We start from the raw sequence: 15,071 nt of genomic DNA on the forward strand, positions 1-15,071 counted from the left end.
TCCTGGTGGGCAAGCGGTCATCCATCGGGTTGCCCTCTCGGCCGTGGCCGGCTAGGAGATGCGCCGTGGCTGAAGAGAAGGATTCCATGCTCCCTCCGCCTCCCAGCCCGGCCTCCGGGCTCAAGTACCGGAGGATCATCCTGAAGATAAGCGGCGAGGCTCTCTGCGGAAAAGAGGGGGGCTTCGGCATACATCCCGAGACGCTGCTCCGGGTCGCGGCAGAGATTGCCGAGCTGCAGCGGATGGGGGTGCAGATCGGCATCGTCGTCGGCGGAGGGAACATCTTCCGCGGGCTGAAGGGTGCCAGCGCCGGGATGGATCGTTCGCAGAGCGATTACATGGGGATGCTGGCGACGGTCATCAACTCGCTGGCGCTCCAGGATGCGCTGGAGAAGCAGGCGGTGCCGACGCGGGTGATGACGGCCATCGAGATCCGCCAGATCGCGGAGCCGTACATCCGGAGGCGGGCCATCCGGCACCTGGAGAAGGGGTACGTGGTGATCTTCGGGGCGGGGACGGGGAATCCGTTCTTCTCCACGGACACGGCGGCGGCGCTGCGGGCCATGGAGATCCAGGCGCAGGCGCTGTTCAAGGCGACCAAGGTGGAGGGCATCTACGATCGCGATCCGCAGCGGCACGAGGATGCGCAGATGTTCAACCGCCTCACCTACGATCGGTTCCTGGTGGACAAGATCGGGGTCATGGACTCGACGGCGGTGACGCTGTGCCGGGAGAACAAGCTGCCCATCCGGGTCTTCAAGCTGACCACGCGGGGGAACATCCTCCGGGTGTGCCTGGGAGACGACATCGGGACGGTGGTGGGGGAGGAGTCGTAGTGGGTCGCGCGCTCGTGGCTCCGGGGGGGCGGCTGGCGTCGGTGGCGTCGAGGGCGTCGAGGGCGCTGCTGGCGTCGAGGGCGTCGGTGGCGCGGCTGGCGTCGAGGGCGCTGCTGGCGTCGGTGGCGCTCGTCGCGGGCTGCAACGAGTCCGCGCTGCAGCCTTCGTCGTCGTCGACGGAGGGAGGGGAGCCTGCCTTCGGTCTCACCGCAGAGCAGTCGTCGCGCGTGCTTGCCGAGGTGGACGGGAAGCCGATCACGCTCGGGGAGATGGGCAAGGCGCTGGAGCGGATGGATCAGTTCGACAGGCTCCGGTACCAGTCGAAGGAGCGGCGTCGGGAGCTGCTGGGCGAGATGATCGATGTGGAGCTGCTCGCCGGTGAGGCGAGGCGGCGGGGGCTCGACAAGGAGCCGGAGGTGAAGCTGGCGATCCAGCAGGCCCTCCGCGATGCGGTGCTCGCGCAGGCGAGGAAGGGGCTGCCAGCGCCGGCCGAGATTCCGGAGGCGGAGGTGAGGGCCTACTTCGAGGCGAACGCGGAGAGGTTCAACGAGCCCGAGCGGCGCCGTGTTTCGGCGATCGTCCTGAAGAGCCGGGGCGATGCGGAGAAGGTGCTGGAGCAGGCGCGGAAGGTCGCGAACGCGGCGGCGTGGGGGGAACTCTTCAACAAGCACTCGATCAACGCGCCGAAGGAGCGCGGTGCGAATGCGCCGATCGATCTCGCAGGGGATCTGGGCATCGTGGGGCCTCCCGGAGATGCGCGCGGCGCGAACCCGCAGATCCCGGAGGTGGTGCGGGGGGCGGTGTTCAAGCTGGCCAGCGTGGGGGATGTGGGCGGGGAGGTGCTGGAGCACGAGGGGAAGTTCTTCGTGGTCAGGCTGAGTGGGCTCACGGCGGGGCACCGGCGGACGCTGGCGGAGGCGGATCGATCGATCCGGGTGACGCTCCTCCAGCAGAAGGTTCAGGAGCGGGAGCAGGCGCTCACGGAAGAGCTGAAGAAGAAGATCAAGGTGGAGATCGACGAGGCGGCGCTCGCGAAGGTGAACGTGAGGCTTCCGGGGGCACCCGGCGGGGCTCCTCCCGATGGCGCTGCTCCCGGCGGGGAGTCGTCGGCACCGTCGGCACCCTCGGCACCCTCGGCACCACTTGCTCCAGCAGCACCACCGTCAGCGCCCACGGGAGGCGCTGCCCAGCCTGATGGCAAGCGGTAGTCCGCTGATCGCCGCCAGCGCGCTGGTCAGGCAGGACGACGCTGCGCGACAGGCGCAGGGGCCTGTGTCGGGCCGGCATGCGGTGCCCCGGAAGCGGCGGTCTGGACCGAAGGACTGGGGGTGGCAGCTCCGGCACGCGATCGATACGGCGGAGGGGCTGGATCGGGAGCTGTCGCTGTCGCCCGAGGAGCTTGCAGGGGCACGGCGGGCCGAGGAGGCGGGGCTGCCCATCCGGGTGACGCCTTATTACCTGGGGCTCAGTGATCGGACGGATCCGCGCTGCCCGATCCGGCTCCAGTGCGTGCCGCGCGCCGAGGAGAGCGTGGAGGTGCCAGGGGATCTCGCGGATCCGCTGGGGGAGGAGGCGCACGAGGTCGCGCCGAACCTGGTGCAGCGCTATCCGGACCGGGCGCTGCTGCTCGCGACGGACAGGTGCGCGGTGTACTGCCGCTTCTGCACGCGCTCGCGGATGGTGGGGGACGGAGGGGGGGTGGTGTCGCTGGAGCGGCTCGGGCCGGCGTTCGCTTACCTCGCGGCGCATCCGGAGGTGCGCGACGTGATTCTCAGCGGCGGGGATCCGCTGACGATGTCGACGGATCGGCTGGTGCGGGTGGTGGCGCGGCTGCGGGAGGTTCCCAGCGTGGAGACGATCCGGCTGGCGACGCGGACGCCGGTGACGTTGCCGCAGCGGATCACGGGGGAGCTGGTGCGGGCCCTGAAGCCGCACCATCCGCTCTGGGTGATGACGCACTTCAACCACCCGCGCGAGCTGTCGCCGGAGGCGGAGCGCGCGTGCAAGCGGCTGGTGGACAGCGGGTTCCCCGTGATGAACCAGACGGTGCTGCTGCGCGGGGTGAACGATGAGGCAGCGACGCTGGAGGCGCTCTTCCGGGGGCTCGTGCGCTGGCGCGTGCGGCCCTACTACCTGCTGCAGGCGGATCCGGTGCGGGGGACGGGGCACCTGCGGACGGCGGTCGGGCGGGGGATTGCGATCATGGAGCAGCTCCAGGGGCGGCTGAGCGGGATCGCGCTGCCGAAGCTCATCGTGGATACGCCGCGGGGGATGGGGAAGGTTCCCATCGGGCCTGACTACGTGGTGTCGCGGCAGCCGGGGGTGACGCGGCTGCGGACGCACCGCGGGGTCGAGGTCGACTACGTGGACCCGCCGCACGGCAGCTAAGAGCTGGCCGACAAAGCGTCGCGAGCGCCCCGCGGCCAGGAAGGCCGACCGAGGAATCCTCACGGATTTCGCGGGAGGCCGACCGACGACGCGGGGCGCGCAGCAGCGTTGCCGGTCAGCTCTTCAGCGCGGGGCTTGCTGGGCAGGGACGCGGGTGATGGTGTTGAGGGGCGGGAGCCGCGCGGCGGCGATGAGCAGCGGGTTGAGGAGCATGGGGCGGAGCAGGGTCTTGCCCTTGTCGTCGAGCTGCTGGAGGAGTGCCTCGGTCTGACGGATGGCGTCGACGAGCTTGTCGCTCACGAGGCGGGCGTCGACGTTGGGGTTCTGGTCTTCGAGCTTCTGGACCTCGTCGCGGACGCCTTCGAGGATGCGGACGTACTTGGCGAGGGAGGTGTCGGTGATGGGGGTGGAGCCGGCCTGGGAGCCGGGGACGCCGAACTCCACGGTGCGCTTGAACTCGTTGGGGACGGCGCTGAGGCGGCCGCGGATCTTCTTCACGTCGACGTTGAAGCGGAGGCCGCGGGTCTGGGAGGCGAGCTTGGTGTTGATGGCCTGGTTGATGCGGTCGGTGACCGCCTTGTTGCCGAGGGCGCCCTGGTCGCGCTTCCACTGGGTGTGGTCTTCGAGCCGGCGGAGGATGCGCAGGAACGGGTAGTCGGGCTTGGCCAGCTCGATGTACAGGGCCTTGGCTTCCTTGAGGTTGGCCGGGGTCTGCACCTGGAGGTCGGCCATCCACTCGGTCCACTGCTGGATGTAGAGCTGGTCGTAGTCGTTCGCGAGGGTGTCGAGGTGCTTGGCGATGCTGTCGGCCTGCTCGTCTCTGCCGAGGGGCACGACCCACTGCTCGCGTTCGAGGAGGCCTGCGCCCTCGGCGATGTTGGCGAGGACCTCGAAGTGGCCGACCTCGGTGTAGGGGCCGTCGACTTCCTTGAAGCGCTTCTCCTTCTGGAACAGCTTGCTGGTGACGTATTTGAGGACGTCGGGGCGGTCGGAGAAGATATCGGCGAGGGTCTGCGGGGGGAACCGCCGGTTGGAGCGGCTGTTGTCGCCGGTCTCGTCGTACTTCTCGTCGATGAGCGAGTTGACGAAGAGGTCGTAGTAGCGCTTCCGCACCGGCACGGCCTGGAGCACGCCGCGCACCTTCTCCGCGAGGGCGGTGTCGGTGGGGATGGGGGTGACCTTCTTCCCCTTGAGCAGCGTCAGGTAGTAGTTCACGTGGCCGGTGAGCTGCTTGCGCAGGTCGGCCTCGGGCAGGTTGGAGATGGGGCGCAGGACCTCTGCCCAGAGCGAGGTGTACTTGCCGGTCGCGTACTCGACGTCGAGGTTCTCGATGTCGTTGAGCATGAGGTAGGTCTTCAGGTAGGTCCGCTCGCGCAGGTACTGGTCGCCCTTGGCGAGCTTGAGCCGCGCTTCGAGGAGCTGCTTGCAGGGGATGACGAAGCCCTCCTGCAGGCTCTTCACGTAGACGGCCACCGCGGGGCGGTAGATGGTCTCGCCTTCGTACATGGTCCAGCCCATGCCGACGGGAGAGCCTTCGGTGCGGTAGGTGTCGATCTCGCCGAGCCTCTCGTACATGGGCTTCAGCGTGTCGAGCTTCTCGGAGAGCTGGCGGGGCTCGTTCCACTGGATGGCGGCGACGGCGCGGGCGCGCTCCTCGGTCTCGCGGAGGAAGCGGCGGTTGTTGATGAAGGAGGTGATGCCCGGGATGGCGAGGATGATGCCGAGGGCCGCGGCGGCGCCGCTGACGGCGAAGCGGACGATCTTCTGGCGCCTCATCTCGCTGGCGCTGCGCGCGGCGATGTCGGCGTCCGGGAAGACGACGTTCATGAACATGTCGTGGAGGAAGTAGCTCTTCGACTCCACGATCTGCTGGGCGGCCGTCTCCTGGGTGCGGATGCCCATGGCGTGGCCCATGCGCTGGAGGACGCGGTCGAGGGGGCGGCCTTCCTGGGTGCCGCTCGTGAAGTAGAAGCCGCGGAAGACGGGGGTGCCCTGGAAGGCGTTGACCGCGAACATGGTCGAGATCATCTCGGCGAGGTTCCGGCGGATGCCGGAGAACTCGAGGGGGAACTGGAAGATCTTCTCGCGGGCGTCGCGGCTGCGCTCGGCGACCAGGCGCTTGACGGCGCGGCCGTGGAGGTGGCGGGTGAGGACGTCGAACTCGGCCTCGAAGACGCGGCCGGGGTCGGTTTTGTCCGCGTTCATCTTGACGGTGGTGCCCCAGGCCTGGGAGCGGTCGCTCTTGCGGAGGTCGCCGAAGAACTCGATGAAGCCGGCGATGAGGTCGCACTTGGTGAAGAGGACGTAGACCGGGAGCACCATCTGGAGCTGGGTCATCACCTCGTCGACGCGGGCGCGGAGCTTCTTGGCCATGGACTCGAGCTGCTGCTCGTTGGCGTCGATGACGTCGGTGATGCTGACCGCGACCAGGATGCCGTTCAGCGGCCGGCGGCTGCGGAACTTCTTGAGCATCTGGAGGAAGGCGATCCACTCGTCGTGGTCGTCGGCCTCGGTGGTGTAGCGGCCGGCGGTGTCGAGGAGGATGCCCTCGTTCGTGAACCACCAGTCGCAGTTGCGGGTGCCGCCGACGCCGCGGACGCCGCCGCCGCTGCGGGGGTCGGCGTAGGGGAAGACCATGCCGGAGTGCTTGAGGGCGGTGGTCTTGCCGGCGCCGGGGGGGCCGATGATCACGTACCAGGGGAGGGAGTAGAGGGCAGCGGTGCCGCTCTTCTTGCCCTTGCCGAGCTTGGAGCTCTTCAGCGCGGCGATGCCGCTCTGGACCTGGCGTTGCAGCTCCTGGATCTCAGCGCGCCGCTCGGGGCGGGCGTTCATGGCCTGCTGCGCGCCCTGGTTGACGATGGCGCGCTCCAGCGCGGAGGCGGCGCGGCCCATGAGGAACCGGCGGTAGATCAGGACCGCGATGACGCCGAGGACCACGAGCACGCTGAGGACGATCGGGATCGCAAGCGCGAGATCGAGCGTGTACCAGAGCGCCCAGGCGATGAGGATAAACAGCCCAGAGAGTATCCACCACACAGCGGCGACGATATCATCACCCCGCGGGGGAACCAGCACGCTTCACCGGGGCGTGCAGCTTGCCGGGGTGCGGCAGGGCGGGGCGCGGGCAGGGCAGCGGATCGCGGGGATTCCTCGTCGGCCAGAAACCGGGGTGGCGGGAGGCAGGCGCTCGCCAGTCCTCCGTTTCCGAAGTCCGTACCGGGTCCTCGGCTCCGCGTTCGAGCGAAGTCACGGGGGTAGCGACCATCGGGAGCGCAGGGGCCGAAGGGCCCTGATTCGCCGTACGCAGTACCTAGAGCGAGAGGGGGATGGTCTGGCGGAGCTCGATGGTGAACGGAGCGGCGCCTCGTCCTTTGCGGATCGCGGCGGCCATGCGGTGCCGTTCGGAAGGGCTCCAGAGGGCGAATTGCCAGCTCTCGGGGTCGTCGACGAGGCGGGGGTCGAAGGCGATGCGGAGGTCGTCGCGGGCGCGCATGGGGCGTGACGCAGCGGCGGGGCCATCGTCGCCGAGGAGGAAGGTGAACTGTTCGAGGGGGAGGGAGAGGCCCATGCCGCGGGCCTTGATGTAGGACTCTTTGAGGGTCCAGTAGTCGAAGAAGCGGTCGCGCTGGCCAGAGGGGGGGACCGTGTGCAGCGCGCGGACTTCTTCGGGGGAGAAGAAGCGGTCGGCGATCTCGACGGTGCTGGAGGGGCGGTCGATGAACTCGACGTCGACGCCGACGTCGGTGTCGAGGGTGACGAGGCAGGCGATGAGGCCTTCGGTGTGGGAGAGGTTGAAGCGGAGGGGGGGGATGCCGGTGGGGGCGGCGATCTCGGGGCGGCCCTTGTCGCCAGGGATGAAGCGCCAGGCGCGGGGGTCGACAGGGGCGTAGCGGGAGAGGGTGGTGCGGACGAGGGCGCGGGTGACGAGGTGCTCGTGGCGGCCCTTGGGGAAGTAGAAGCGGGCCTGGCGCTCGGCTTCCTCGGGGGTCATCAAGGCGCGGTAGGCGGCGAGGAGCGCGGGGTCCTGGATGTCGTCGTGGAAGACGTACCAGAGGTGGGCCACGCGGGGCGGCAGGTCAAGCACGGGGGGGCTCCGAGGGCGGTGCAGGTGGTGCGGAGGTGCCGCTTGAAGAAGAGGAGGTGCCGCTTGAAGAAGAGGAGGTGCCGCTTGAAGAAGAGGGGGTGAGGTGCACGAGGCCGGGGGGGCCGGGGAGGATCTCGCGGACGCACTGGTCGGCGGTGAGGCTGGCGGGGCGCTGGCGGGGGTAGCCGAAGGAGACTTCCTCGAAGCGGACGCCGTCGATCCAGTCGGTGCGGGGGATGTGGAGGTGGCCGGTGACGACGACGGCGGCGCCGAAGCGGAGGTGCCAGTCGTGGGTCTTGCGGGTGCCGCACCAGATGGAGAAGCGCGGGATCCAGCGGAGGCGCACCAGGTCTTCGCGCATGGGGAAGTGGTTGATGAGGACCTTGGGGAGGTTCGGGGCGGCGGCGAGGCGGGCTTCGGTGAGGGCGACGCGGGCGTGGCACCAGGCCTGACGGCTGGGGTGAGGGTGAGGGTCGAGGAGCATCTCGTCGGAGCAGAGGAGGCCGCTCTCGACGGCCCAGGCGACGGCGTCTTGCTCGGCGACGTGGGCGGGGCGGAAGCTGTAGTCGTAGAGCAGGAAGAGGGGGGCGATGAGGTGGGGGCCGCCGTCGCCGGTCCAGGTGACGTACGGGTCTTCGGGGGTGAGGACGGCGGCGGCGCGGCAGATGTCGACGAGGCGCTGGTAGCGGGCTTCGCCGCGGGGGGCGCCCTTGGTCTTGTCGTCGGGGTGGACGTAGAGCTCGTGGTTGCCAGGGACCCAGACGAGCTTCGCGAAGCGGGGGCCGAGGGTGTCGATGACCCAGCGGAGGTGGTCGTCGGTTTCGCCGAGGTCGCCGCCGAGGATCAGCCAGTCGTCAGGGCGGGGGGTGATCTCGGCGAGGAGTTCGCGGTTTTTAGCGTAGCCGACGTGGAGATCGCTGATGGCGAGGAGCTTCATGCAGGGTCAGCGTTGATGGCGAGGAGCTTCATGCAGGGTCAGTGTTGCAGGCAGGCCAGGACTTCGGCGCAGGGGTAGCGGCTGGCGCAGTCGAGCTTGAACTTGTGGGGGGCCTTCTGGCATTCGAGGAAGGGGTCGCCGGGGGTGGAGCGGTCGGTGGCGATCTGGCAGGCGTTGAGGCGGGCGCAGGAGGCGGCGGCGTTCTGGGGCTTGGGGAGGTCGGTGGTGGGGTCGATGAGGGGGAAGGAGGCGACCTTGGCGCCGAGGCCCTGGACGGGGCCGCAGATGACCTGGGGGCGGCTGGAGCGGACGATGGCCTTGTACATGGCGGCGAGCTGGTTGCAGGTGGCGCCGTCGCCGCAGCGGGCGACGAGGGCGTAGCCGCCGCTCATCTCGTAGGGGGCGAGGAAGACTTCGCCGGCGGCCGGGGAGGGCTGGGTGGTGACGCGGAACTGCTGGTTGGCGAGGAGGGCCTGGCGGCTGGTGGACCACTCGTAGGAGGAGCCGACGCTCTTCGGGGCCGAGGCGAGGACGACGGCGGCCGTGGTGCAGCTATCGGGGATGGTCTTGATGGCCGTGAGGTCGTAGCCGGTGGTCGGGGTGGCTGCGGCGGCGGCTCCCCCAAGCGCGGCCGCGGTGGCAGGGGAGCCAGGGGTCGGGGCGGCTCCGTGCGCGCCGGAGGCTCCGGGAGCGGCGTTTCCCTTGGTGGCGCCAGGGGATTGCGCGGCGGCGCGGGTGACCTCGGGGGAGGTCTCGGCCTTGTCCTGTCCCTGGCATCCCGCGGCTGCGCTGACGAGCGCGAGGATCACGAAGCTTCCGAGCGTGGCGCTGTGCATGTCCGACCTCCCTCTTGGTGCGGACAGGCATCCTCGCGGGGCGGGGGGGCGTCAAGCCGCGCCCGCGGGCGTGTGGGGGGATGGGCAGACATCCTGTTGCGTGGCGATACGGCCTTCTCGCAGACCGCGCACTTCGATCGCTGGCACGAGCAAGGCGTAGGCTTCGTGTTCGGCTTCGACGCCTCCAAGCCCATGGTGGCACGCACCGAAGACGACCGCGTGGACGCGCATGGAGCTCCGCTCTGGAGGGCTCAAGCCCGCCCCGCCGAGCTTCTCCGCGAGCTCAGCCGTCAGTTTCAGGGATCGAAACTTCCAGTCATCCACACGTCGTACCGACGGTATCGCGACCGTGACGCTCGCATTGATCTGGCTGCAGGTCGCGCGTCACACTGCAGGCCCTCGGCAGCGCTGCACTGTGAGCATCGGCCATGCGTCGAATGCAGGGTGGTGAGGAGCGTGCCGAGCCGCAGCCCATGCACCGGACCTTAACGCGAGGCCACTCATGAACGACGACCGAAGCTCCCGCCGGCTCCCTGCTGGCGCGGCATCCCGCGCTCCTTCTGCCCTGACCTCGGCGTCGACCGCGACCCCTGCGACGACCCCCGGTGGCTTTTCACCCGTGACATCCCCAGCGCCCTCGCTGCCCAGGGGCGGCGGCGCGATCCGAAGCCTGGGCGAGGCCTTCCGCGTCGCCCCCGCCACCGGCACCGGTGGCTTCGACATCCCCCTCCCGCTCACTCCGGGCCGACAGGGATCCGGCCCCTCGCTCTCGCTCTCGTACGACTCCGGCGCGGGCAATGGCCTCTTCGGCCTCGGATGGCAGCTCGCTGCCCCGGCAATCACCCGCAAGACCGACAAGGGCGTCCCTCGGTACGACGACGCCCGCGACTCGGACCTCTTCCTGCTCTCGGGCTTCGAGGAGCTGGTCCCTTCCCTGAACACCAGCGGGACCCTGGACGAGACGCTGCGCCAGGACCACGACGTGCGCCGCTACCGCCCCCGTCTTGAAGGCGCTTATGCCCGCATCGAGCGCTGGCGCAGCCGAACCACAGACGACGTCCACTGGCACGTGACCACGCGCGACAACGTGACCCACGTGTACGGCGCCTCCCACGACGCGCAGATCGCCGACCCGAGCATCCCGGTCACTCCTGCCGGTACGAGCGCTCCTGCCGGTACGAGCGCTCCTGGCGGCACGAGCATGCCCCGCCGCGTCTATTCCTGGCTGCTTGAGCGCAGCGAAGACGACCGCGGCAACGTCATCCTCTACCGCTACGTGGCCGAGGATCTCGCCAACGTCTCACCGGCCCTCTACGAAGACGCGCGTCGCCGCGGCCTCGCGCCCTTCACCAACCGCTACCTGAAGCGCGTGCTCTATGGCAACACCGTCCCCGGTGACACCAGCGGCACGAGCTGCATGCTGGAGGTGGTCCTCGACTACGGCGAGCACGACCCGGAGCAGCCCACGCCTGACCCCGCGCCCGACCGCCACTGGCACGCGCGCCTCGACCCCTTCTCGCAGTACCGCGCCGGCTTCGAGCAGCGCACCCACCGCCTCTGCCAGCGCGTGCTCATGTTCCACTGGTTTCAGGAACTGGGTCCCGAGGCCGCCACTGGGCTCGATCCTGACCGCGTCCCGGCGCGGAGCGCGGTGCCGACCTTGGTGCGATCCGTGGACCTCACCTACGACGAGAACCCCTCGCTCAGCCGGCTCCTCTCCGTCACCCAGAAGGGATATCAGCGCCCCGCGGGCAGCACCGGCGCCTACACCATCAAAGCTTTTCCTCCCGTGGCGCTGAGCTACACCAAGGCCTCAGCGCAGCGGCAGGTGAAGCAGCTCGACCGCGACACGGCCGAGGTCCTCTCCAGCCGCACCTTCGAGGGCCACCAGTGGGTCGATCTCGAAGGTGAGGGACTCCCTGGTGTTCTCTCCGCGCAGGGTGGCGCCCTGGTCTACCAGCGCAACGAGGGCGGGGGACATCTCGGCCCGCCCCGGCGCCTCCGTGACCGCCCAGTGATCGCGGCGGGCGTCTCCCCGCAGATCCTCGACCTCGCGGGTGACGGCCAGCGCAGCCTCGTGCAGTTTTCGCCCCCTGTCGCCGGCTACCACGCGCGCACCGAGGACGATGGCTGGGGCCCCTTCACGCCCTTCGCCTCGCAGCCGAACATCGACTGGAACGACCCCAACCTGCGCTTCATCGACCTCAACGGCGATGGCCTCGACGATCTCCTCCTCGTCGGCGCCACGAGCTAGACCTGGTATCCCTCGCTGGGCAAGCGCGGCTTCGGCCCGGCGCGCTTCTTCCCGCGCGGACGCGACGACGCCCGCGCGCCGACGGCAGTCTTCTCCGACCCGCGCCACACTGTGTTCCTCGCCGACATGAGCGGCGACGGCCTCACCGACCTGGTGCGCATCGAGAACGGGAGCGTGAGCTACTGGCCCAACCTCGGCCACGGCAAGTTCGGGGCGAAGGTGGTGATGGCGAACGCGCCCCGCTTCGCGCCGCCGACCCAGTTCGACGCGCGCCGGATCCGCCTCGGGGACATCGACGGCTCCGGCACCACCGACGTGCTCTACGTGGGCGGCGAGGGTGGCGTGCGGGTGTGGTTCAACCAGGCCGGCAATGGTTGGAGCGCGGAACAGCAACTCGGCGTGTACCCCGACGCCAGCGCGCGCGTGGACTTGGTCGACGTGCTCGGCAGCGGCACGGCGTGCCTGGTGTGGCACTCGCCGCGGAGCCGCGCGGTCCACTACCTGGACCTGTGCGGTGGCCAGAAGCCCCACCTCCTGGAGCGCATGGTCAACAACCTGGGCTTGGAGCGGCGCATGGCCTACGCGCCCTCGACGCAGTTCTACCTGGAGGACCGCAAGGCGGGGAAGCCGTGGGTGACGCGGCTGCCCTTCCCGGTGCACGTGGTGACGCGGGTGGAGAGCTACGACCACCTGAGCCGGGTGCGCTTCGTCTCGGAGTACCGCTACCACCACGGCTACTTCGACGGGGAGGAGCGGGAGTTCCGGGGTTTCGGGCTGGTCGAGCAGGTGGACACCGAGGCGTTCTCGGCGGCGCGCGGGAAGGGGCTGTTCCCCGAGGTGACGGCGGTGAACGGGGAGCTGCCGCAGCCGCCGGTGCTGACGAAGACGTGGCTGCACACCGGGGCGTGGCGCGGGGGCGCGGCGATCAGCCGGCAGTACGAGAGGGAGTACTTCGCGGGAGAGGTCGGTGCTGGCGCTGGCGAGCCCGCGCCTGGGGCAGGGGAGAGTGCGGGAGAGCCGCGGCTGCCGGACACCCTCCTGCCGGAGGGGCTCACCGTCGACGAAAGGCGGCAAGCCTGTCGCGCGCTACGCGGCCAGACCCTGCGCCAGGAGGTGTACGCGCTCGACGGCTCTCCCGAGGCGGCGATCCCCTACTCGGTGGTGGAGAGCAGCCACGCGGTGCGCCTGGAGCAGCCGGCGCGGGGCAAGACGCCGGGGGTGTTCCTGGTCTGCCCGCGCGAAGCGATCTCGCTCTACTACGAGCGTCACCGCGACTCCCAGGGCAGGCTGGACCCGCGCGTGACGCACGCGCTCACGCTCCAGGTCGACGCGTACGGTGTCGCGACCAAGAGGGTGGCGGTGGCCTACCCGAGGCGACACGGTACGAGCGCGGTAGCCGCGCAGAACGCGCTGCACGTAACGCTGACCGAGATCGAGGTCGTGCACCTCGCGGAGGCCGTCGAGGGCTACCGGCTGGGGATCCCGCTGTCCACCCGCACCTTCGAGCTTCACGGGCTCACGGCCCCCGCGAGCCTCTACACCTTCGAGGGAATGGCGGCGGCCGTGGCCGAGGCGAGCGGGAAAGCCGCGCGCGCCTACGAAGACTGGCCACCCGCCGCTGGAGCCGAGCTGCCCGCAGTCTCCGAGCGGCGCCTCCTCGAAGACGTGCGCGTGCGCTACCAGGACAGCACCGACCTGCCGGCACCCCTCGACCTGGGTCAGGCCGATCCCCGCGCTCTCCCCTACGAGAGCTACCAGCTCGCGCTCACGCAGGGGCAGATCGACGCAGCCTTCAACGACGGACAGCCGCGCGTCTCCTCGGCCATCCTGCTCGAAGGCGGCTACGTGCAGCTCCCCGGCACACCCGGGTGGTGGATCCCCTCCGGGCGGCAGGTGTTCGATGCCGCGACGTTCTACCTCCCCACCTCGGTGATCGATCCCTGGGGAGCGGCCAGCACCATCGCGTATGATCCCTACGCCCTGCTGGTGGAGCGCACCGAGGACGCCCTCGGCAACGAGGTGGTCGTCGTCAACGACTACCGGGTGATGTCGCCCGTGGAGATCACCGATCCCAACGGCAACCGCAGCGCCGTGCGCCTCGACGCGCTGGGCATGGTGGTCGCCACCGCCGTGATGGGCAAGGTGGGGGACCAGGACGGCGATACCCTGGACGACCCCACCACCACCCTGGAGATCGACCTCTTCCGCTACATGAACGCCGGCAAGCCGAGCGTCATCCACGCCCGCGCCCGCGAGACCCACGGCGACCCGAGCACCCGCTGGCAGGAGAGCTACGCCTACTCCGACGGCTCCGGCCGCGAGCTGATGCGCAAGGTCCAGGCCGAGCCCGGCCTCGCCCCCGTCCTCGACGCCGACGGCCATCCCGTGATCGGCACTGATGGCACCCCGGAGATGGCCTCCACGACCCCGAACCCCCGCTGGGTCGGCACCGGCCGCACCATCGTCGACAACAAGGGCAACCCCATCAAGCAGTACGAGCCCTACTTCAGCACCACCTCCGAGTACGAGGACGACGAGGCGCTCGTGCACTGGGGCGTCACCCCCATCCTCCGCTACGACCCCCTGGGCCGGCTCGTGCGCACCGACTTCCCGGACGGCACCTGCGCGCGCGTGGCGTTCACGCCCTGGTTGCAGACCTCCTGGGACGCCAACGACACCGTGCTCGACGAGGGCAACCTTTGGTTCGCCGCCCGTCAGGCCGGTGCCACCCCCACCCCCAGCCTCGCCGACCAGCGCGCCGCCACGCTGGCCGCAGCCCACGCCGACACAGCCTCCATGGTGCATGTCGACCCGCTCGGACGCGCTGTGGTGAGCGTCGCCGACCTGGGAGGCAACACCAGGCTCCTCACCAGGACCACGCTCGACCTCGAAGGCAACCCGCGCGTCATCTGGGATGCCCGCGGCAAAGACTGCATGGTCCACACCTTCGACGTGGCCGGCCGCAAGATCCACCAGCACAGCGTCGACGCCGGCACCCGCTGGATGCTGTCAGACGTGCTCGGACAACCCCTGCGGGGATGGGACAGCCGCGGCCACACCGTCCGGACCACGTACGACGTGCTCCGGAGACCGATCGAGCTGTGGGTACAGCACGGCACCGACCCGGAGGTGCTCGCCGAGCGCACCGTCCACGGCGAGAGCGTCCCCAATGCGGCCTCCCTCAACCTGCGCGGCAGGGCCTACCAGCAGTACGACGGCGCCGGCCTCGTCACCAGCACCGGCTTCGACTTCAAGGGCAACCCGTTCGGAAGCACCCGCACTCTGGCCGTCGACGTCCAGACCCAGCTCGACTGGGCTGCGACGCCGGCTCCTGCCCTGGAGACAGAGACCTTCACCAGCACTGCCGCCTACGACGCCCTCAACCGGCCCATCAGCACCACCAAGCCCGACCAGAGCGAGACCCGGCCCACCTACAACGAAGCCGGCCTGCTCGAAGCCGTCGACGTCCGGCTGCGCGGCGCCTCCACCTGGACCTCCTTCGTCGTCGACATCGACTACAGCGCCAAGGGCCAGCGCGAGCGCATCGCCTACGGCAACGGCGTGCTCACCGAGTACACCTACGACCCGCTCACCTTCCGCCTCACCCGCCTCAAGTCGACGCGCGTCTCGGACAGCGTGGTCCTGCAGGACCTGCGCTACACCTACGATCCCGTCGGCAACATCGTCCTCATCGACGACAAGGCGCAGCAGAGCCTCTACCACAACGGCCAGCTCG

Annotated in this window: 9 protein-coding genes; 5 read left to right on the forward strand and 4 right to left on the reverse strand. The window is 69.7% G+C overall.

The window, feature by feature from the left end; genetic code table 11:
• Nucleotides 1–86: 86 nt before the first annotated feature.
• Genes pyrH through CAP_RS37140 form a run of 3 tightly spaced genes read left to right on the forward strand, consistent with a single transcriptional unit; the run spans nucleotide 87 to nucleotide 3,224 of the window.
• Nucleotides 87–836 carry a UMP kinase gene (gene pyrH, locus CAP_RS37130; protein ID WP_044249720.1) on the forward strand — a complete coding sequence of 250 codons (750 nt, stop codon included), beginning with the start codon at nucleotides 87–89 and terminating at the stop codon, nucleotides 834–836.
• Nucleotides 836–2,044, forward strand: a complete 1,209-nt coding sequence (locus CAP_RS37135) for a peptidylprolyl isomerase (RefSeq protein WP_231511926.1) — start codon at nucleotides 836–838, stop codon at nucleotides 2,042–2,044. The genes pyrH and CAP_RS37135 overlap by 1 nt, the downstream gene beginning before the upstream one ends.
• Nucleotides 2,031–3,224, forward strand: a complete 1,194-nt coding sequence (locus CAP_RS37140) for a KamA family radical SAM protein (protein ID WP_052376661.1) — start codon at nucleotides 2,031–2,033, stop codon at nucleotides 3,222–3,224. The genes CAP_RS37135 and CAP_RS37140 overlap by 14 nt, the downstream gene beginning before the upstream one ends.
• A gap of 123 nt (nucleotides 3,225–3,347) precedes the next feature.
• On the opposite strand, the gene tssM is transcribed toward CAP_RS37140, so the two are convergent.
• From tssM to CAP_RS37160, 4 genes are all read right to left on the reverse strand, one after another.
• Nucleotides 3,348–6,260: a type VI secretion system membrane subunit TssM gene (tssM, locus tag CAP_RS37145; protein WP_044249724.1), complete on the reverse strand. Its 2,913-nt coding sequence runs from the start codon at nucleotides 6,258–6,260 to the stop codon at nucleotides 3,348–3,350.
• A gap of 274 nt (nucleotides 6,261–6,534) precedes the next feature.
• Nucleotides 6,535–7,308, reverse strand: coding sequence for a 4'-phosphopantetheinyl transferase family protein (locus CAP_RS37150; RefSeq protein ID WP_052376662.1), 774 nt, complete (start codon nucleotides 7,306–7,308; stop codon nucleotides 6,535–6,537).
• Nucleotides 7,301–8,245 carry a metallophosphoesterase family protein gene (locus CAP_RS37155; protein ID WP_063748808.1) on the reverse strand — a complete coding sequence of 315 codons (945 nt, stop codon included), beginning with the start codon at nucleotides 8,243–8,245 and terminating at the stop codon, nucleotides 7,301–7,303. The genes CAP_RS37150 and CAP_RS37155 overlap by 8 nt, the downstream gene beginning before the upstream one ends.
• Before the next feature lie 38 nt (nucleotides 8,246–8,283).
• Complete coding sequence (locus tag CAP_RS37160; RefSeq protein ID WP_044249728.1) at nucleotides 8,284–9,081, reverse strand: hypothetical protein; 798 nt, start codon at nucleotides 9,079–9,081, stop codon at nucleotides 8,284–8,286.
• A 619-nt stretch (nucleotides 9,082–9,700) separates the two neighbouring features.
• Between CAP_RS37160 and CAP_RS46420 the strand changes: the two genes are divergently transcribed.
• Nucleotides 9,701–11,335: a SpvB/TcaC N-terminal domain-containing protein gene (locus CAP_RS46420; RefSeq protein WP_052376663.1), complete on the forward strand. Its 1,635-nt coding sequence runs from the start codon at nucleotides 9,701–9,703 to the stop codon at nucleotides 11,333–11,335.
• Nucleotides 11,336–11,461: 126 nt separating this feature from the next.
• Nucleotides 11,462–15,071: toxin TcdB middle/N-terminal domain-containing protein (locus CAP_RS37165; RefSeq protein ID WP_275936559.1), on the forward strand; the 3,610-nt coding region annotated here is incomplete at its 3' end.

Origin of the sequence: Chondromyces apiculatus DSM 436, assembly GCF_000601485.1 — a bacterium.
Taxonomy (GTDB): Bacteria; Myxococcota_A; Polyangia; order Polyangiales; family Polyangiaceae; genus Chondromyces; species Chondromyces apiculatus.